General features: G+C 45.5%; 20 protein-coding genes. All 20 read left to right on the forward strand.

All coding sequences use genetic code 11. The features are described from left to right. Positions 1-12: 12 nt before the first annotated feature. The 20 genes from tilS to lysS all read left to right on the forward strand — a co-directional run bounded on the left by tilS (position 13) and on the right by lysS (position 20,489). Positions 13-1,455, forward strand: coding sequence for a tRNA lysidine(34) synthetase TilS (tilS, locus tag NST34_RS00330; protein ID WP_341126930.1), 1,443 nt, complete (start codon positions 13-15; stop codon positions 1,453-1,455). A gap of 46 nt (positions 1,456-1,501) precedes the next feature. Further along, the gene (gene hpt, locus NST34_RS00335) at positions 1,502-2,041 is read left to right on the forward strand and encodes a hypoxanthine phosphoribosyltransferase (protein ID WP_042183870.1); all 540 of its coding nucleotides are present in this window, start codon (positions 1,502-1,504) and stop codon (positions 2,039-2,041) included. 109 nt (positions 2,042-2,150) lie between these two features. After that, on the forward strand, positions 2,151-4,205 hold the full coding sequence (gene ftsH, locus NST34_RS00340; protein ID WP_042183872.1) for an ATP-dependent zinc metalloprotease FtsH: 2,055 nt from the start codon (positions 2,151-2,153) through the stop codon (positions 4,203-4,205). Between the two features lie 258 nt (positions 4,206-4,463). After that, a complete protein-coding gene (nadA, locus tag NST34_RS00345) occupies positions 4,464-5,402 on the forward strand; it encodes a quinolinate synthase NadA (RefSeq protein ID WP_042183878.1) in 939 nt (312 codons plus the stop codon). Between the two features lie 39 nt (positions 5,403-5,441). Continuing rightward, complete coding sequence (gene nadB / locus NST34_RS00350) at positions 5,442-7,058, forward strand: L-aspartate oxidase (RefSeq protein ID WP_076286871.1); 1,617 nt, start codon at positions 5,442-5,444, stop codon at positions 7,056-7,058. After that, positions 7,048-7,923, forward strand: a complete 876-nt coding sequence (gene nadC / locus NST34_RS00355) for a carboxylating nicotinate-nucleotide diphosphorylase (RefSeq protein ID WP_076286870.1) — start codon at positions 7,048-7,050, stop codon at positions 7,921-7,923. Before nadB ends, nadC begins: the two co-directional genes overlap by 11 nt. Further along, positions 7,920-8,687 (forward strand): type III pantothenate kinase, encoded by a 768-nt coding sequence (locus NST34_RS00360; RefSeq protein ID WP_042183892.1) that lies wholly within the window; start codon positions 7,920-7,922, stop codon positions 8,685-8,687. The genes nadC and NST34_RS00360 overlap by 4 nt, the downstream gene beginning before the upstream one ends. Positions 8,688-8,734: 47 nt before the next feature. Beyond that, positions 8,735-9,619, forward strand: a complete 885-nt coding sequence (hslO, locus tag NST34_RS00365) for an Hsp33 family molecular chaperone HslO (RefSeq protein WP_042183894.1) — start codon at positions 8,735-8,737, stop codon at positions 9,617-9,619. Between the two features lie 9 nt (positions 9,620-9,628). After that, a complete protein-coding gene (locus NST34_RS00370) occupies positions 9,629-10,573 on the forward strand; it encodes a peptidylprolyl isomerase (RefSeq protein ID WP_149643859.1) in 945 nt (314 codons plus the stop codon). A gap of 174 nt (positions 10,574-10,747) precedes the next feature. Then, on the forward strand, positions 10,748-11,686 hold the full coding sequence (gene cysK / locus NST34_RS00375; RefSeq protein WP_042123166.1) for a cysteine synthase A: 939 nt from the start codon (positions 10,748-10,750) through the stop codon (positions 11,684-11,686). 416 nt (positions 11,687-12,102) lie between these two features. Further along, positions 12,103-13,647, forward strand: a complete 1,545-nt coding sequence (locus NST34_RS00380; protein ID WP_341129488.1) for an anthranilate synthase component I family protein — start codon at positions 12,103-12,105, stop codon at positions 13,645-13,647. Further along, the gene (gene pabA / locus NST34_RS00385; protein ID WP_042123170.1) at positions 13,644-14,225 is read left to right on the forward strand and encodes an aminodeoxychorismate/anthranilate synthase component II; all 582 of its coding nucleotides are present in this window, start codon (positions 13,644-13,646) and stop codon (positions 14,223-14,225) included. Before NST34_RS00380 ends, pabA begins: the two co-directional genes overlap by 4 nt. After that, on the forward strand, positions 14,222-15,103 hold the full coding sequence (locus NST34_RS00390; protein WP_341126931.1) for an aminotransferase class IV: 882 nt from the start codon (positions 14,222-14,224) through the stop codon (positions 15,101-15,103). The genes pabA and NST34_RS00390 overlap by 4 nt, the downstream gene beginning before the upstream one ends. Then, positions 15,100-15,957 carry a dihydropteroate synthase gene (gene folP, locus NST34_RS00395; protein WP_341126932.1) on the forward strand — a complete coding sequence of 286 codons (858 nt, stop codon included), beginning with the start codon at positions 15,100-15,102 and terminating at the stop codon, positions 15,955-15,957. The genes NST34_RS00390 and folP overlap by 4 nt, the downstream gene beginning before the upstream one ends. 30 nt (positions 15,958-15,987) lie before the next feature. Then, positions 15,988-16,350: a dihydroneopterin aldolase gene (gene folB, locus NST34_RS00400; RefSeq protein ID WP_042183904.1), complete on the forward strand. Its 363-nt coding sequence runs from the start codon at positions 15,988-15,990 to the stop codon at positions 16,348-16,350. A gap of 11 nt (positions 16,351-16,361) precedes the next feature. Continuing rightward, positions 16,362-16,913 carry a 2-amino-4-hydroxy-6-hydroxymethyldihydropteridine diphosphokinase gene (gene folK / locus NST34_RS00405; protein ID WP_076286864.1) on the forward strand — a complete coding sequence of 184 codons (552 nt, stop codon included), beginning with the start codon at positions 16,362-16,364 and terminating at the stop codon, positions 16,911-16,913. Further along, a complete protein-coding gene (locus NST34_RS00410) occupies positions 16,880-17,074 on the forward strand; it encodes a helix-turn-helix domain-containing protein (protein ID WP_234540301.1) in 195 nt (64 codons plus the stop codon). Before folK ends, NST34_RS00410 begins: the two co-directional genes overlap by 34 nt. A 40-nt stretch (positions 17,075-17,114) precedes the next feature. Next, on the forward strand, positions 17,115-18,131 hold the full coding sequence (gene dusB / locus NST34_RS00415) for a tRNA dihydrouridine synthase DusB (RefSeq protein ID WP_076300985.1): 1,017 nt from the start codon (positions 17,115-17,117) through the stop codon (positions 18,129-18,131). Between the two features lie 201 nt (positions 18,132-18,332). After that, complete coding sequence (gene greA / locus NST34_RS00420; protein WP_042183910.1) at positions 18,333-18,812, forward strand: transcription elongation factor GreA; 480 nt, start codon at positions 18,333-18,335, stop codon at positions 18,810-18,812. A gap of 156 nt (positions 18,813-18,968) precedes the next feature. Further along, positions 18,969-20,489, forward strand: coding sequence for a lysine--tRNA ligase (gene lysS / locus NST34_RS00425; protein WP_179085871.1), 1,521 nt, complete (start codon positions 18,969-18,971; stop codon positions 20,487-20,489). Positions 20,490-20,672 lie beyond the last annotated feature (183 nt).

The raw sequence follows: 20,672 nt of genomic DNA on the forward strand, positions 1-20,672 counted from the left end.
GGGGGGCCGCATATGGAGCAAATGAATGGACTGGTGGAGTCAGTATTGGAGTCAGCAGCCGAGCACGAGCTGTGGGCGCCCCATGACACCATTGTAGTCGCAGTTTCCGGCGGCCCGGATTCTGTGGCTCTTTTGCATGTTTTGTATGAAATAGCTTTAAACGTTATGCCACTTACCTTAATATGCGCTCATGTGAATCACGGATTTAGAGCGGAGTCTAAGGAAGAGGCAGAGCTAGTACGTGGTATGGCTGAACAATTGGGACTGCCCTTTGAGTTGGCAGAATTCGATATTCCCTCTTTGGCTAAAGAGAGTGGACTCGGCCCTGAGGGGACAGCACGCGAGAAGCGATACGAATTTCTGATTGATACCGCACACCGTTATGGGGCGCGCTCTGTTGCTCTGGCTCATCATGCGGATGATCAGGCAGAAACGGTGATTATGCGTCTATTGCGAGGAAGCGGTTTATCGGGGCTGTCCGGTATCAAGTGGAAAAGAACAGAAAAAAAGGTGGAACTCATTCGTCCATTCCTACGTATTAACAAAACGGCTCTTCTTGGGTTATGTCAGAATGAAGGTTTCACCTATGCCGAGGATGCCACTAATCTGCTGACGAAATACAAGCGGAATGCTGTTCGATTGGAAGTTCTTCCTTTTCTGGAAAGGTATAACGGCAGAGTGAGACAGTCACTTGTGCAGCTTGCGGAAATTGCAGGAGCTGAGGATGAATATATGGAGGCATCTGCGGTAAAATGCTTTGAGGAGCTGGTTTCGGAAGGGGAAGGGAAATATACCTTTAACAGAGCTTCATTTGCGGCCATACCCTCCGCTTTACAACGGCGTTTGATTAAACTAATATTAAATTATCTGTCGGCGGATCTATCTGCCCTTGATTTCTCCAAGATTGAATCTGTACGTCGGGGAACGCTGCAGAGCTATCCCACCACCTGGAGTTTGGATTTAGGTGGAGGCCTGACTTGTGTGCGGCAATATGATATCATCTTGTTCTCGTCCAAGCCCGCGCAGCAACAGGCAAGCTATACATATCGTCTGTTTTTACCGGATTCCGAGCTTAAGCTGGAGGAAATAGGTAAGGTGATGTCGATGGCGGTGCTGGAGAGAGAAAACTTTTTTGTACAGGGGGAGGATTATGGGAAGATGTCGGCTTGGTTTGACCGTGATGAACTGGTCTTTCCACTAACGATACGTTCCCGATTGCCTGGAGATACCATAAGAGTCATGGGATTAAACGGAAGCAAAAAGGTAAAAGATATTTATATTGATGATAAAATACCTGCTGCTGAACGCTCAATGATCCCCCTCGTTTGTGATGGTTTGGGCAATATCGTCTGGATTCCGGGCGTAAGACGCTCGATGCATGCCGCAGTAGGGCGGCAAACGACCTCGGTACTTCTATTGTCTCTAGCAGAGCTGGATGACCGTGAAGAAACGTAATGGTCGATGTAAGTCTTTCATAGTATAACTTAGGAGGTTTCGCAAGTTGCAAAATGATATTCAAGAAGTCTTGATCACCGAAGAGGAACTTCAGCAGAAAATTAAGGAGCTCGGTCGAACACTGAGCGAAGAATACGCAGGACGTACCCCTTTAGTCATTTGTGTACTAAAAGGCGCGTTTATATTTATGGCAGATCTGGTTAAAGCCATTACAGTACCTGTTGAGATGGATTTCATGGCAGTATCTAGCTATGGAGCATCCACCAAGTCCTCTGGTGTTGTCAAAATTATTAAGGATTTAGATGTATCGGTAGAAGGCCGCGATATCTTGATCGTTGAAGATATTATTGACAGTGGCCTTACGCTCAGCTATTTGATTGAGCTACTCCGCAACCGCAATGCTGCTTCTATCAATGTGGTTACCTTGTTTGATAAGCCCTCAGGTCGTACGGTTAATCTGGAAGCCAGCTATACAGGCTTCGTGTTGCCAGACGAATTTGTAGTAGGCTACGGATTGGATTATGCCGAGCGGTATCGGAACCTCCCATATGTTGGAGTACTGAAGCCTGAGATTTATTCCAATTGAACTATTGATTGCCTTGATCATACGGATCGGGCACCCTTGGCTTCCTTTATTTGAGGTGTCCCAAGAGGCTATGGTACAATAACTTGAGTGTTGCGAGAGGAGGTAGGGGATGAATCGGTTCATCCGGAATTCTGGTTTTTATTTGATTTTATTTTTAGTCGTGGTGGGTATTGTCCAGTTTGTGAGCAATGGAAATGAAGCCGCCGATTTCCCTAGATACGACGAGTTACGGCAGGAGATCAAGAGCAACAATGTGAAGGATTTGACGGTTCAGTTTGAGGGTAATGCCTTTTTAGTTACAGGCGAATATAGAGAGTTGCCTGCCGATACTAAATCGAAAAGCTTCTCCACATATATTCCTCCAACAGATGCTGCTATTAATGAACTGATTCAAGCCAGTGATGTTAATGGGATTGAATTAACTCAGAAGAAAATGGAAGGTACCAGCATTTGGCTGACATTCCTTTCTTCTATTATCCCGCTAGTCATTATGTTCATCTTGTTCTTCTTCCTGTTTAACCAGGCGCAAGGTGGCGGCGGTAAAGTCATGAATTTCGGCAAGAGCAAGGCTCGGTTATATAATGAAGAGAAGAAGAAAATCAGCTTCGAGGATGTTGCAGGGGCGGACGAAGAGAAGCAAGAGCTTGTCGAAGTCGTTGAGTTCCTGAAAGATCCGCGCAAATTTGCAGCTGTCGGTGCACGTATCCCTAAAGGCGTACTGCTTGTAGGCCCTCCGGGAACAGGTAAAACATTGCTTGCACGTGCAGTAGCAGGTGAAGCCGGTGTTCCTTTCTTTAGTATTTCCGGTTCCGATTTTGTAGAAATGTTCGTGGGTGTCGGTGCTTCTCGGGTACGTGATTTGTTCGAGAACGCTAAGAAGAACGCGCCATGTATTATCTTCATTGATGAAATTGATGCTGTGGGTCGTCAACGCGGCGCCGGACTCGGCGGCGGACATGACGAGCGCGAGCAGACACTTAACCAATTGCTGGTTGAGATGGATGGATTCGGTGGTAACGAAGGCATTATTATTGTTGCGGCAACTAACCGTGCTGATATACTTGATCCTGCATTACTTCGTCCAGGACGTTTTGACCGTCAAATTACGGTTGACCGCCCTGACGTAAAAGGCCGTGAAGCTGTACTTAAGGTTCACGCTCGTAACAAGCCACTTACGAAAGACGTAAGACTGGATGTTGTTGCTAAACGCACAACTGGATTCACGGGTGCTGATCTAGAGAATCTGCTAAATGAGGCAGCATTGCTAGCTGCACGTCGTAACCGCAAAGATATTTCCATGATTGAAGTGGATGAAGCCATTGACCGTGTTATCGTGGGTACTGAGAAACGTAGTCGGGTTATCAGTGACCGTGAGAAACGCATTGTTGCTTACCATGAAGCAGGCCATACTATAGCTGGTTATTTCCTTGAGCATGCTGATATGGTGCATAAAGTTACAATTATCCCACGCGGACGTGCCGGCGGATATGTTATTATGCTTCCGAAGGAAGATCGGATGATCGTTACCAAGCAGGAGCTTTTGGATAAGGTTACTGGATTACTTGGTGGACGTGTTGCCGAAGAATTGTTTATTGGTGAGATCGGTACGGGCGCATACAGTGACTTCCAACAGGCTACGCGCATCGTGCGTGCCATGATCATGGAGTACGGTATGAGCGATAAGCTTGGACCTATGCAGTTCGGCTCTTCTCAAGGCCAAGTATTCTTGGGTCGTGATATTGGGCATGAACAGAATTATAGTGATTCCATTGCTTATGAGATTGATCAAGAAATGCAGAACTTTATTACTTCGAGCTACGAACGTTGTAAAGAACTGTTGCTCAAATACTCTAAAGAAATGCACCTGATTGCCAATACGTTACTTGAGAAGGAAACACTTGAGCTTGATCAGATTAAAGAGCTGATTGAACAAGGATTCCTTTCTGAAGATGGTAAGGCTGAGGGTGGCGAAGGCGTTGCGCTTGAAGTTGGCGAACCTGTCATTGATAATATCGGTGATGTGCGTGTCCGCATTCAAGGCAAGTCTGAAGATACTGATTCCACGCCTCCGAACCTATCAAAGGAAATCCCGAACAAACCTGAATCTGAGGGTAATGACGGATCTGATGATGACAATAAAGGCGGCGGAACTAGCCTTACCTAAGCAGGATCACTATTCATAAGATGTAAATTAATCCGGAGAGCGTAATTGCTCTCCGGATTTTTTATTTTAATTTTTAGGTAATTTCATGCTTAGAAGCCTGTCTAGTCACATTGACAGGGGCTGGAACGTTGTGTACATTAGTGATTAATATTACTTACTATTAACATCAGCTTATTCATTTTTTCGGATGATGGCTCATGCCATTTGATATCATCGCACCGGCGTAAAGCCGCGAAGATTTAAGGGGGAGAACAATCGGTGGAAGCTCTGGCACTTGAGCGTAAGCAGGAACAGAATCGAGAACTTCGTATACGTCTTGAACAGCTTAAGAAGGAAAGAAACGCAATCATTTTAGCTCATTATTATCAACGTGATGAAATTCAGGAGGTTGCCGATTTCCGGGGAGACTCTTTTTTACTCGCTCAGAAGGCTGCAGAGACTGATGCAGAGGTTATTGTATTCTGCGGTGTTCATTTCATGGGGGAAAGTGCTAAAATTCTGGCTCCAAACAAAACCGTCCTTATTCCTGATGAACGTGCAGGCTGCCCAATGGCTGATATGGTCAATGTAGACGGTTTGCGTAAGCTTAAAGCGCAACATCCAAATGCTAAAGTGGTGACTTATATCAACTCGTCTGCAGAGATTAAAGCGGAAACTGATATTTGTTGTACCTCTGCCAATGCCGTGAAAGTAATCGAATCCCTCGATGCTGAAGAAATTATCTGGGTACCCGATAAGAATCTTGGTCAATACGTACAAGATCAGACCGGCAAAAAACTGATTATCTGGGAAGGCTATTGCAACACTCATGATATGTTGACTGTTAAAGATGTAGTAGAAATGAGAGCGAAATACCCAGAAGCAGAATTTGTAGTTCATCCAGAATGTCGTCCGGAAGTAGTGGCCATGGGTGATTATGTAGGTAGTACTACATCCATTCTCGAGTATTGCCGGAAATCTGACCGTAAGCAATTTATCGTTGGAACTGAGGATGGTACAGGATATCAGCTTCGTAAAGATAGTCCGGATAAAGAATTCCATTTTGCTACAAAATTTCTTGTTTGTCCTAATATGAAAGTTAACAATCTAAAAAAACTGGTGAAATGCCTGGAGACGATGAAGCCACAAATCTATGTACCGCCTGCTGTCGCCGACAAAGCCAGAACTTCCCTAGAGCGCATGCTACAAGTCCGGTAGTATGCGCTACTCTTTCGTTGAAACAGGTGAAACGCGGTCATGATTCCACAATATTTGGTTGATTTTGATCTTCGGGATATTCCTAAAGTAAAGACAGATTGTATTGTTATCGGTTCAGGGATTGCCGGATTGTTCACAGCTATTAAAGCTAGTGAAGATCGGCGTGTCATTATGATCACAAAGAAATCAGTAATGGAGAGTAATACTCGCTATGCACAGGGGGGGATCGCAGCTGTAATAGCTGAGGACGATTCCCCTGCTTACCACCGGCAGGATACATTAATGGCGGGAGCAGGTCTTTGCTCATCCACAGCTGTCGATGCACTTGTTAATGAAGGACCAGATAGAGTTCATGAGCTAATTCGTTTAGGTACTCTTTTTGATAAGGAAGATGGGGTACTGGCTTTGACGCAGGAAGGAGCGCATAGTCACCGTCGTATTTTGCATGCTAATGGAGATGCTACAGGTTATGAGATTGTTCGTGCCTTGGCTGAACAGGTAGCTGAACATGAGAACATTGAGGTGTGGGATGATCATTATGTCATTGATCTCATCACTGAAGGTGGAGAATGTGTAGGCGCATTGTTGCAGCGTCCCGGCGGCGGACGGTTATTCCTGCAAGGGGATGCGACTATTTTGTGCTCTGGCGGTGCAGGACAATTATTTAGATACACTACCAACCCTGAAGTAGCTACAGGCGACGGGGTAGCCATTGCTTATCGTGCCGGGGCTCATATACGAGATATGGAATTTATTCAATTTCATCCTACAGCATTGAGTTATCCTGGAGCTCCTAGATTCCTAATCTCCGAAGCAGTTCGTGGGGAAGGAGCAGTATTGCGCAATATTAATGGAGAGCGGTTCATGGAACGATATCATGAGTTACTTGAGCTAGCCCCACGAGATATTGTAGCTCGGGCTATTGTAAGTGAAATGGAGCTTACAAAGTCAACGTTTGTCTATTTGGATATTACGCATGAATCCCCAGAAATGGTGAAGCATCGTTTCCCTACAATACATGAGACCTGTATGGGCTATGGACTGGATATTACAAGTGATTGGATTCCAGTGGCTCCAGCTGCGCATTATATGATGGGGGGCATTAAGACCGATCTAAATGGGGAGAGTACGATTCCTCGCTTGTTTGCTTGCGGGGAGGTTTCTTCCACAGGCGTACATGGGGCTAATCGATTAGCAAGCAATTCATTATCAGAAGCAGTTGTTTTTGGACATCGTATTATTGAGCGGATTCGCCAATTATCTCCGCTTGGACGTGATGTTACATCAGTTAGTAGCAACGAAGGGCGTGTTGATTCGCCAACTCAAGCTATTGTGGAACGCCGTTTGAAGCTACAAAAGGTAATGGTTCGATATGCCGGATTACGACGTAATGAAGAGACCTTGTCTAAGGGAATAGAAGAATTGAAACGGCAGCTACCCATCTTTGGATCCGTATTGACTAAACGTGAGGAATACGAGTTCGCTAATATGCTGACCTGCTGTTTGCTCGTGACAGAGTCTGCTCTAGCACGGGAAGAGAGTCGCGGGGCACATTACCGTGAGGATTACCCGCAGCGAAGTGATGATCAGTGGCGCAAGCACCTGCTTCAAATTCGCGATCTGGGAATAGTGGAGGAATTAAGCGATGATGTTTAATGGTTACAATGAAGAACTAGTACAATCCATTAAGGCTTGGCTGCGGGAAGATGTAGGTTCCGGTGATGTAACAACACAAATGACAATACCTGTTGGCCATGAATCTAAAGGGATTATTCATGCTAAAGAAGAAGGCGTAATTTGTGGTATCCCGATTGCAGAGTTGGTTTTTGAAATTGTTGATCCTACGCTTAGCTTTACAGCCCTTGTAGAAGAAGGTCAAGCAGTGACAAAAGGGACTGTAATTATTGAGGTAGAGGGAAGCACACATGCAATTCTTACAGGTGAACGGCTTGCACTCAACTTGATGCAGCGTCTTTCCGGTGTAGCATCACGTACGTCATCTTTCGTACAGGTGCTCGATGGATTACCGACTCGTCTAGTAGATACACGTAAGACTACACCAGGACATCGTATGCTGGAAAAATATGCAGTTCGTGTTGGTGGAGGCTTTAATCATCGCTTTGGTCTATATGATGCGGTTATGATCAAGGACAATCATATCAAAGGTGCAGGTGGTATTAGGCAGGCAGTAGGTCGTGCGCGGAAGAACATTCCACATACGATGAGCATTGAAGTAGAGACTGAGAACTTAGAGCAAGTCGAAGAGGCGCTGGCAGCAGGTGCTGATATTATTATGCTTGATAATATGTCTAACGAGATGATGAAGCAAGCGGTGGCTAGGATTAAAGCTAAAGCTCCACATGTCAAGACAGAGGCCTCCGGCAATGTATCGTTAGAAACGGTTCGTGGGATCGCAGAAACAGGTGTGGATGTGATTTCTGTAGGACGCCTTACGTACTCCTTTTCCAGTCTGGATATTAGTCTAGACCTTAATGCCAAGAAGGAAGGGTCCTCATCATGATGCTTGCTGTCGATGTCGGTAATACCAATATTGTTCTCGGTGTATACAGAAAGCGCGAATTGTTACATCATTTTCGGCTAAGTACTGCGCGCCAATCCACCGTGGACGAATATGGAGTGCTGATACACAATCTTTTTCAGATGTCAGGGATCTCTGTCAAAGATGTGGAAGGTGTAATTATATCCTCGGTAGTTCCACCTCTGGTTAAGACTATCGTGGATATGTGTATAAAGTATATAGGCAAAGATCCGTTACTCGTAGGACCAGGGATAAAAACGGGACTTAATCTTCGCTATGAGAATCCGCGTGAGATTGGCGCAGACCGGATTGTTAATGCTGTGGCTGCGATTGAACAATATAAATGTCCGCTTGTTGTTGTTGATTTTGGTACGGCTACGACCTTCGACTGTATCGATGCAGGGGCTAATTATCTTGGAGGAGCGATTGTTCCGGGTCTTGTTATTTCTACAGAGGCCTTATACCAGCGGGCGTCGAAACTGCCACGAATTGAGTTGGAGAAGCCTAAAAAGGTTATCGGACGTAATACAGTTCACGCTATGCAGGCTGGTATTATTTTTGGGTATGCAGGCCAAGTCGAGGGGATTGTAAAGCGTATCAAAATCGAGATGAACGCTCCGGAACTGAAGGTTATTTCTACTGGAGGCCTCGCTTCGCTAATTGCGGGGGAGACGGATTGTATCGACGAAGTAAATCCTATGTTAACACTAGAAGGATTACGAATTATTTATGACCGTAACCAATAAAGATAAAGAAGCCTAAAGGGCGAAGAGATAGGAGGGCTATGCACCCAATGGAAAAAAAGAAGGATCGACTTATCCGTGGAACAGCTATGAATGGTAAAGTGAGAGCGTTTGCTGTCCGCACAACAGAATTGGTCGAGGAATTGCGGCGCAGACATGATACGTATCCAACGGCTACAGCCGCACTTGGACGTACAGTTACCGCTGCAGCCATGATGGGCGCTATGCTCAAAGGAAGAGAGAAGCTATGTATCATGGTCAAAGGGGATGGACCGATCGGGCAAATCGTTGCGGAGTCCAATGCGTTGGGAGAAGTGTGCGGTTATGTACACCATCCTCACATTCACTTACCTAGCAATAGTATGGGCAAATTGGATGTCGCTGGAGCCGTAGGAACTGAAGGGTTCATTGATATTATAAAGGATTTAGGTTTGAAGGAACCTTATCGAGGTAGTATTCCTATCATCTCCGGAGAACTTGCGGAAGATTTCACTTATTATTTCGCTGTTTCTGAACAAACCCCAGCTGCAGTTGGATTAGGTGTATTAGTGGATACCGATGAGTCAGTGATTGTAGCCGGAGGGTTTATCGTGCAGCTTCTTCCAGGACTGACGGATGCGGAGATTACGGAGATCGAAAAAGCTCTAGGGGCTATGCCTTCCGTGACAACACTTCTTGATCAGGGTCTAGAGCCAGAAGAAATGCTGCGTTTTCTTTTGCCGGATGCGGTAGTTATGGATGAACTGGATATTAACTTTGCTTGTCAATGTTCGCGTGAGCGGGTAGAGCAGACATTGGTTAGCTTAGGGCAAGATGAACTGGAGAGATTAATTGCAGAAGATGAGCAGGCTGAAGTTGTATGTCATTTTTGTAACGAGGCTTATGTTTTTAATAAGGACGAATTACAGGTCATTTTAGAACAAGCGAAATCGTAGGGTCATGGGATGATGACGAGACAGGAACGTGCACTTCGCAATACGGTTGTTATTCTGGCTGTTGCAACTTTAATGCTTGGGGGCCTATTGTTCTGGAGCTTACGCGCCATGGCTCTTCTAAAAGGGGATACAACAGAAAACGAAACACCGGATGCAGCGACTGCAGGCGGACAACCGATAACAGATAAGCAGTGGATGGATGAGCTCAAAAAAAAGCATGGCCACGAAGTGCTGGTTGGAATGATCAATCATATTGTTGTGGAGATGGAAGCAAAGGCTCTGGGGATTACCGTGACCGACGATGAGGTTGAGCAAGAACTTGCACGAACTATGGTTGGATACGGATCGGAAGAACAGTATTATGCACAAATGCAGTCTCAGCTGGGATTATCTCGTCAGGAAGTGTTCGCAGAAACGGCTTATCGTCTGACCTTACAAGCAATAGCCACTGATGGTATTACGATTAAGGAAGCTGATATCGATACTTATTTAGACCAAAATACGGAGCGTTTCACTCCCAAAAGGGAATTGGAACTCTCCATGATTAAGGTTTCATCTTATGATGAAGGCGAGCAAGTAATGGATCGCTTGGAGCAGGGTGAGAATTTTGCTGATTTAGCTAGGGAAGTTTCCATTGATGCAGAGAGTCGGCAGCAAGGAGGCCGTTTGGGCAAAGTAGAGGAAGACGATCCTTTTTGGCCTGAGGGACTGCTTAAGACCGCTGCTAGTTTGGATGAGGGTGATATAGCGGGGCCGATTCAGGCGGAGGACGACTTCGCTATCATTCGACTAGAGAGTATTCACACACAAAATATTCCTGATCAAAAGGAAATTCGAGCGCTGATACGTCAAGAGCTGGCGTTGGAGCAAGCACCCCCTTTACAACAAGTGGAGAGTGATTTGCGCACGAAATATGATGTGGCAATAAATATTGACAACAGCCTGCAAGATTGATAATATGATATTAACGTAAAACCTACCGTTTTAGTCGGAAATAACTAACGGTGGTCCAATATCTATACCCCTTTATAGCAGTTATTATTGCATAATAGGGACACACATACAGAAGAGTAAAGTCACAATTTACGTTCTTATATCGCATTTATCATTCTAAGGAGGTTTTTGCTCATGGCTAAAGTCGTTAACAACGTAACAGAATTGATCGGAGGTACTCCGCTCGTTCGTTTGAATCGTCTGGCACAGGAAGGCTCCGCAGATATTTATTTGAAATTGGAATATCAGAATCCGGGATCAAGCGTAAAAGACCGTATCGCAATCAGCATCGTTGAAGAAGCTGAACGTGAAGGTCTACTGAAGCCTGGAGGTACAATTGTAGAAGCAACCAGTGGTAACACTGGTATTGGCTTGGCACTTGTGGCTGCGGCTAAAGGTTATAAGGCAGTTATCGTAATGCCGGAAACCATGAGCTTGGAACGCCGTAATCTACTTCGTGCATACGGAGCAGAATTGGTTCTGACTCCAGGATCGGAAGGCATGAATGGTGCGGTTAAGAAAGCGGAAGAAATTCTGAAAGAGAACCCAAGCTATTTCCCATCGGAGCAATTCAAGAATAAAGCGAACGTGAAGATCCACCGTGAGACCACTGGACCTGAAATCGTTGAAGCTATTGAGTCCATCGGAGGCCCACTGGATGCTTTTATTGCAGGTATCGGAACAGGTGGAACGATCACGGGTGCAGGTGAAGTGCTGAAGAGCAAATATCCTGACGTGAAGATCTATGCTGTGGAGCCTGCTGCTTCTCCAATCTTGGCAGGAGGCAAACCAGGCCCTCACAAAATTCAGGGTATCGGAGCAAACTTCATTCCTGAAATCCTGAACCAGGACATTTATGATGAGATCATCCATGTTGAGAACGATGAAGCATTCGAAACTGCACGCCGTGTAGCTAAAGAAGAAGGCGTCTTGTCTGGCATTTCTTCCGGTGCAGCAGTATTTGCAGCACTTAAGGTTGCTAAAGACCTCGGTCCTGGCAAGAAGGTAGTTGTCATCATCCCAAGTAATGGTGAACGTTACCTGAGTACACCACTTTACAATTTCGAAGCGTAATTGTTTGCAATAACGTAATTTATAAGAGTCTTCATACCACTTTTCTGGTGGTGATGGAGACTCTTTTCGTTGATTATATGGGCAAAAGGCTCTATGGATATATGACGACCTAGACGTGGTAATTTATTATTTTTGAAAAATGCTAAGGTTTTTACCGAAGACTCAAAAGCCATATTAATTTCCTATAGCTGGGGGCTTTTCAATAATGCCTTAAGTACAGTATACTGACAGGCAATATACTACTGATGATTAATAATAAGTAATTGCTAGATAAAACTAAGCAAATGCTTACGAAGTAAGTTTTGTCCCGAAGATTAAACTGTAGGATTATGCTAGACAAAACTTTTAGGAGGATGGCTTTGGAAATCATAACGACATGGAATGAGTGGGAACAATGGGCAGCTGAAGACTGGAGCATGTTCCCCTTGATTATAAAATCACTCAAGTGCTCGGGGGAATTGCCCGCATCCTGGAAGAAGGCCTGGGAACTAGCTTCCGAATACTCCGTAGTGTTGGAGAGTGGCAAGGGTGGCCGCTATACGTACTTAGGTTTAAATCCTGTATCAATATTAAAAGGCAAGGGAGAAGGCGCTGAGGTGTTTAGCCTTTCTCCCGAATCATTGGGTCATACAGCCGATGAGGGTTCACATGAGACTACAACGCTGATAGGTCAGCCGCTAGAGCTGCTACAGCAGTGGATGTCAGGCTTCACCTCGCCAAGTCTAAACGTTCAGGGCATTCCTCCATTTACCGGTGGATGTATTGGATTTCTAGGGTACGATGTGGTTCGCTCATTGGAGCGTTTACCGTCTCTCGCACAAGATGATCCCGGTTTTCCTGATTATCTCTTTATGAGGATGGATGAGGTATGGATTTATGATCACGAAGAGCATGTGCTTTATTGTGCTGTTCACGTCCCGGTTCCAGCAGAATGTGGGATGGAGGATTTGCAGAACCTTTATCTCGGTGCTATAGAACAGGCTGGACGAATGGTAGAGCAGTGGCAGTTGGTATCCGCTGCTTCGGGATTGAACGAAGAGGTCAAAGGTAGCATTGAGGCCCTCACATATTCCTCAGGGGAGTGGCCGGGTATGACCTCGGCCTTCTCACCTGAGAAGTTCCAGCAGGCCGTGCTGGACGTTCAGGAATACATCCGCCAAGGCGATGTATTTCAAGTGAACCTCTCGCTGCGCCAGGAGGCGCAGCTGAAGTCCTCGCCGGAGGATGTTTACGAATGGCTGCGCAAGCTCAATCCGTCCCCGTACATGGGGCTCTTGCGGTCGCCCGGCTTCGCGCTATCCAGCGCTTCACCGGAGCTGCTCGTCAAGCTGCACGGGGACAAAGTGAGCGCACGGCCAATCGCCGGCACCCGGCGGCGAGGCCTGACTCCCGCGGAGGATGCCGCCATGGAGGCGGAGCTTCGCGGGAGCGAAAAGGAGATCGCCGAGCATATTATGCTTGTCGATCTGGAGCGCAACGACATCGGGCGTGTCGCTGCATATGGATCCGTCAGCGTGCCTGAGCTGATGACGGTGGAGCGCTACTCTCATGTGATGCATCTCGTTTCGCAGGTAGAGGGCCAGGTCGCACCGGATAAGGATGCTTATGCTGTAATCGCAGCATTGTTCCCAGGGGGAACGATTACAGGCGCGCCCAAAGTAAGAACAATGGAAATCATTGAAGAGCTGGAGCCGGTTCGGCGTGGGCCGTATACAGGATCCATGGGCTTTATTGACTATAACGGAAATATGGAATTAAATATTATTATTAGAACACTGGCTGTAAAGGATGGGGTCGGATATATTCAGACAGGTGCGGGCATCGTGATCGACTCTGATCCATACCGTGAATACCGTGAATGCCATAATAAAGCCAAAGCGGTAGTGAAGGCAGTACTCTGTAGTGAGTTACAGCAGGAATCCCAAACTACCAGCGGCGCCGAAGGGGGAGAAACACTGTGATCTTGGTCATCGATAATTATGATTCCTTTACGTATAACCTCGTACAGTATTTGGGTGAACTTGGGGAAGAGGTTAAAGTACACCGCAACGATGAAATTACCATTGAAGAGATTGAAAAAATGGCTCCCGATCATATTTTAATTTCTCCAGGACCATGTACACCTAATGAAGCGGGGATCAGTTTGGAATTGTTACATCATTTCAAAGGTATTATTCCGATCTTCGGCGTATGCCTTGGGCATCAGGCGATAGGCCAAGCATTTGGTGGAAATGTTATTCGTGCAGAGCGTTTGATGCATGGAAAGACATCCCCGATTCATCATAAGGGCACGTCGGTTTTTGAAGGTCTGGAGTCTCCTTTTACGGCAACGAGATATCATTCTTTGATTGTAGAGCGCGAGAGTCTGCCGGATTGTCTGGAGATTACAGCGGAGACCGAAGAAGGGGAGATTATGGCACTGCGCCATAAAGAATACCCTATCGAAGGTGTGCAATTCCATCCGGAATCGATTATTACGGATCATGGTCATACGATGCTGCGTAATTTCTTGAAACGGAGAGCCGGAGAAACGGCATGAAATATATAGGATTTAACAATGGTGTCATTGATGCAAGACAAGCCGTGGTTTCCGCCCTGGATCACGGTTTTTTATACGGCATAGGATTGTTCGAGACCTTTCGGACGTATGGGGGAGTGCCTTTTCTGCTGGAGCGTCATTTGAAGCGTATGGCAGAGGGCTGCAAGGAGCTTGGTATTCCATTTGCGCAGGATGTTGAACAACTGCAGGAGTGGATCCAGCGTGTTATGGACAAAAATGAATTTAAAGAAGCTTATATACGCTATACCGTGACCGCTGGTGAGGATATTCTCGGATTACCTGCGGGCGACTATTGCGAACCCAATCATTTGCTGTACATCAAAGCGCTGCCGAAAGTATCCGAAAAGATATATAGCGAAGGCAAAGACCTGCAATTGTTGTCCTTAAGGCGTAACACTCCGGAGGGAGCAGTGCGATTCAAGTCTCTGCATTATATGAATAATATTTTGGCCAAGCGTGAGCTTAGGGGCTATGCCTCTGCGGCGAATGGTGCTGAAGGACTGATGTTGACTGCACAAGAGATCATAGCAGAGGGCATTGTCAGCAACATCTTTTTTATAAAAAACAATATTCTCCACACTCCAGATATCTCAACTGGAATTCTACCGGGAATTACCCGGGAAATGGTAATGGAGCTGGCTCGTAGTGCTGGGATTAGGGTAGAAGAGGGCGCATATCATTGGGAGCAGTTAAAAATAGCCGACGAAGTATTTCTTACTAATTCCGTACAAGAAATTGTCCCGGTCACAACGCTTTGGGAAAAAGATAAAAAATTTACCGTTGGCGATGGCCTTTGCGGCAGAATGACTTCGGATTTGATTTCATTCTATAGAGAAAGGACGGGAATACCGAAATGAGACCAGCCATATTCAAGCGGACATACCGCTGTGGAGATATTGATTTGGAATTGGGAAATCGAACGCTGATTATGGGCATCCTGAATGTAACCCCGGATTCTTTTTCAGATGGAGGACTTTGGGATGATCCGGACAAAGCAGTAGAACATGCGCTACAAATGGCCGCAGACGGTGCTGATATTATAGATATTGGTGGAGAATCTACCCGTCCTGGTCATAAACCAGTGGGGCTTGAAGAGGAATTAGCTCGTGTATTGCCTGTCATCGAGAGTATTCATCGAGCGGCACCGCATATTCCGTTATCTATAGATACCTATAAAGCTGAAGTGGCACGCCAAGCTATTGCTGCTGGTGCCCATATCATTAATGATATATGGGGCTGTAAAGCTGATCCGGAAATGGCGGCAGTGGCAGCTGCTGCGGACTGTCCCATTATTTTGATGCATAACCGGCAGGACCGTGATTATACGAATCTAAGTGCGGATATGTCGGCAGACCTTAAGGAAAGTATTGATCTTGCTTTAGCCGCAGGAGTGAAGCCGGCCAATATCATCTTGGATCCAGGGATCGGCTTTGCGAAGGATTTTAATGAAAATTTGCAGGCGATGATGCTTTTGGACGGGTTGACTGAGTTTGGCTATCCACTGTTACTGGCGACTTCACGCAAAAAATTCATCCGGACCGTACTTGATTTGCCCGCTGATGATGTTGTGGAAGGTACCGCAGCAACAGTAGCCTTTGGTATTGCTCAGGGCTGCCAGATCGTACGAGTGCATGATGTGTCCCTAATAAAACGAACGGTTAAGATGTGTGATGCGATGTTGTATGCTGCACCTCCATTGGTGCGTGAATAAAGATATTTTATAAAAAGGGCGGGTTTAAAGATGGATAAAATGACACTGCATCGAATGGAATATTACGGATATCATGGTGTGTTTGAAGAAGAGCGTAAGCTGGGCCAACGTTTTTACATTGATTTGGAGCTGGAACTTGATCTACAGGGAGCGGGCCAGAACGATGATTTGAACCAAACCGTAAACTATGCTGAAGTGCATGAACTGGTCAAAAACATTGTCGAAATAAAGTCCTTTAAGTTAATTGAAGCTCTGGCAGAATATATTGCATCCTCCGTACTGGACACTTATACTGTTATCAATGCAGTAACGGTAAAGGTAACTAAACCGCATCCGCCATTCGACATTCATTTTCAGGGAGTGACTGTGGAGCTGCGCAGAACTAGAAAGTGAGAACAAAGTCCATGAATATACATTCCACCTCTGAAGAATCAGAGGCTTATATTGCTTTAGGGGCTAATTTGGGCGACCGTGAGGGCACGCTGTCAGAGGCTTTGAACAGACTGAATAATCATGATGAAATATCGGTAGTTCGCTGCTCCAAAGTCTACGAGACAGAGCCAGTAGGTTATTTAGATCAGCCGCAGTTTCTTAATATGGCAGCAGCTTTGCGCACGACGCTTGCGCCAGAGACCTTGCTGGAAGTAATGCTGGGGATCGAAACGCAACTGGGTCGTATCCGGGATATTCGCTATGGACCGAGAACGGTAGATCTAGATTTATTGTGGGTAGAGGGCCAGACACTTGATACTCCGCATTTAACGTTACCGCATCCGCGTATGTTTGAGCGTGCATTTGTAATGCTTCCGCTCAGTGATATCGTTCCACAGAATGAACAGTCTTCCGGACTCCGCAAGTTGATTACAGCAGCGCTTCAAGACATAGACGGGAAGGAAGGAATTCGGTTGTGGACAACAAGCGTATGGGACGGAGGGTCAGGGCATTCCGCAAGCTAAAAGGCTATACTCAGCAGGAACTTGCGGATCTCACTGGGATTTCCTTGGCTGTGCTTGGCGCAGTCGAGAGGGGCAATAGACGTTTGGAAGATCAAATTTTAGATAAAATTGCGAATGTCCTAGGGGTTACAACCGAAGAATTGGTAAACCCTGACTCATAATTTTTAAGCAATTTAAATAGGAATAATGGAAGTGATACGAATGCTGAAGATTGGCGACATTGAGATGAAAAATCAAGTTGTTCTGGCACCTATGGCTGGGGTGTGCAATCCGGCCTTTCGTCTAATCGCTAAAGAGTTTGGTACAGGTTTAGTCTGTGCGGAAATGGTGAGCGACAAGGCTATTATTCACGGAAATACGCGTACTCGCGAAATGTTATTTGTAGATGAACGGGAGAAACCGCTAAGTTTGCAGATTTTTGGCGGGGATAGAGAATCACTGGTGCAAGCAGCTAAAGTGGTTGATAAAGAAACCAATGCTGATATTATCGATATCAATATGGGATGCCCAGTGCCTAAAGTAACTAAATGTGATGCAGGAGCCCGCTGGCTTTTGAATCCCGACAAAATCTATGAAATGGTCTCTGCGGTTGTCGATGTTGTTGATAAACCCGTAACCGTGAAAATGCGGATTGGCTGGGATAGCGAGCATATTTTTGTCGAAGATAATGCACGTGCAGTAGAACGTGCCGGTGGCAAGGCTGTCAGTGTACATGGACGAACACGGGAGCAACTCTATACGGGGCGTGCGGATTGGAATTATATCAAGATGGCAAAAGAAGCGGTCTCCATTCCGGTTATAGGCAATGGTGATGTAAATACACCTGAAGATGCTCGGGCTATGCTTGATCAGACCGGTTGTGATGGCGTGATGATCGGGCGCGGTGCGCTAGGTAACCCATGGATGCTGTACCGTACGATTCAGTATTTAAGCACCGGGGAACTGATGCCTGAACCTGGATTGGATGAGAAGATTAAGGTTGCCATTCTTCATATGGATCGGCTGGTTGCACTTAAGGGAGAAGCAGTAGCCGTTCGGGAGATGCGTAAGCATATGGCTTGGTATTTAAAAGGCCTGAAGTCTGCTGCACGAGTAAAGGATGTGCTCATGTTAGAGACAGAACGTGATGGAATGGTGAAGATTTTGAATGATTTTGTCGTTCAACTAAAGCATGAAGAAGAGAATAAGGGTAATGAAATGTCTGCTTCCGCAGTATAAACGTTGTTTTCCTTACGCTTTTTGAACACATCCTACTTTATATGTGGTGTCATTGACATTTTGTAGCGGTTCCAATATAATTTCACAGTATAAAATCGCCGTTACAGTAAGAGTAATGCAGCAGGGAGGGTTCTTATCCTCCTAGATTAGCATATAGTATGGTGTTTTCAATAAATGTATACGACAGGAGAATCGGTTGAGATGAGCGATAAAGAAGTCATCCTTACGCCGGACGGGCTAAAGCGTCTGGAAGATGAGCTGGAATTCCTCAAATCTGTGAAACGCCGCGAGGTTGCTGAACGGATTAAGGTAGCGATTGGCTACGGAGATATCAGTGAGAACTCGGAGTATGAAGATGCGAAGAATGAGCAGGCTTTTATCGAAGGACGCGTTATCACCTTGGAGAAGATGCTTCGCAACGCGCGCATCATTAATAGCGACGAGATCGTTACTGATGTGGTAAGTATCGGTGTTACTGTAAGTGTTGAAGATTTGGAATATGGTGACACTATGGAATACACGATCGTAGGTACAGCGGAGTCCGATCCACTGAATAATAAGATCTCCAACGAAAGTCCAGTAGGCAAAGCCATCATCGGCAAGAAAATAGGCACGATTGTTGACGTTAATACACCTGCAGGCGTTATTCAATATAAAATTCTCGATATCAGAATGAAGTAGTGTACAGATCTTATAGTCTGTAAATAGATGTGCTGCCGAATGTATAAGTAGTTTTGTTGTACGCAGGCAGATAAGGGAACATTGTTTGGGAAAGCTTCCTTAGGGAAGCTTTTTTTCAAAATATAAGGGATTTATATCTGCAAGGGGATGAATAGCATGACCGAGGAAATGAATAATGTGGAGAATGCAGAGAACGAACTTAGTGAGCTTTTGCAAATCCGCCGTGCCAAATTGGACGAGCTAAGAGGACTTGGTATCGATCCTTTCGGTAAAAAGTATGAGCGTACAGCTAACGCTGGCGACCTAGTATCGAAGTATGATGGACTTTCTAAAGAAGAATTGGACGAGCTATCTGTTGAAGTCAGCATAGCGGGTCGCATTATGGCAAAACGTGTTATGGGTAAAGCCAGTTTTGCGCATATCCAAGATCTCAGTGGAAGAATTCAGCTTTATGTTCGTCAAGACAGCATTCCTGAAACGCAATACGCAGCGTTCAATGTTCTTGATCTAGGAGACATCATCGGCGTTCGCGGAACAGTATTCAAAACCAAAACAGGCGAGACCTCCATCAAAGTGCATAATCTCGAAGTCTTGTCCAAGTCCTTGTTGCCGCTTCCTGAGAAATATCATGGTCTTAAAGATGTAGAGCTGCGTTATCGTCAGCGCTATGTTGATTTGATTATTAATCCGGAAGTTCAACAGACCTTTATTGCTCGTTCAAGAATCATTCAATCTATGCGTCGTTATTTGGATTCACTTGGCTATCTTGAAGTTGAGACACCTACACTTCATGCGATTGCCGGTGGAGCTGCAGCGCGTCCGTTCATTACTTACCACAACACACTTGAAATGCAGCTTTATATGCGTATTGCTATTGAGCTTCATTTGAAACGTCTTATTGTTGGTGGACTGGAAAAAGTATACGAAATCGGTCGTGTATACCGTAATGAAGGAATTTCGACTCGTCACAATCCTGAGTTTACTATGATTGAGCTGTATGAAGCTTATGCTGATTACAAGGACATCATGAACCTTACGGAGAATATGATCGCTCATATTGCCCAAGAGGTATTAGGAACTCAACAGGTCGACTATCAAGGCAAGCCGGTAGATCTGTCACCAGGATGGCGTCGTGTAACTATGGTTGATGCCGTTAAAGAAGTAACCGGTGTTGATTTCAGTGTTCATATGACAGATGAGGAAGCACAGGCTCTGGCAAAAGAGCACCGTGTACCTGTAGAGAAGCACATGTCTTTCGGTCATATCCTTAATGCTTTCTTCGAGCAATTTGTAGAGGAAACTCTGATTCAGCCTACCTTTGTAATGGGACATCCGGTTGAAATCTCACCACTTGCGAAGAAAAATGATGAGGATCCACGCTTCACCGATCGTTTTGAATTGTTTATTGTGGGTCGTGAACATGCGAATGCATTTAGTGAATTGAATGATCCGATCGACCAGCGTCAACGCTTTGAAGCACAAATCCAGGAGAAAGAGCAAGGTAATGACGAAGCTCATGAAATGGACGATGACTTTATCCGTGCTTTGGAATATGGTATGCCTCCTACAGGTGGACTGGGAATCGGTGTAGACCGTTTGATCATGTTGCTTACCAATTCTGCATCTATTCGTGACGTACTGCTATTCCCGCATATGCGTAACCGTACAAACGAATAGTATTTATACAACAATGAGCACAGGGGAGCTGTCTAGCGGCGGTTCTCCTTGGCTACTGTTGATCAAAAGGTAAAGATTCTGGTATCGTTATGAGGATATATAGCTTAATCCTAATTTGTTTGAAAAAAAGTGTTGCAATGAATCTCTATACATGATATATTCTAAGTCCGGCCAAGAAACACA

Source organism: Paenibacillus sp. FSL H7-0714 (assembly GCF_038003765.1).
Taxonomy (GTDB): domain Bacteria; phylum Bacillota; class Bacilli; order Paenibacillales; family Paenibacillaceae; genus Paenibacillus_AQ.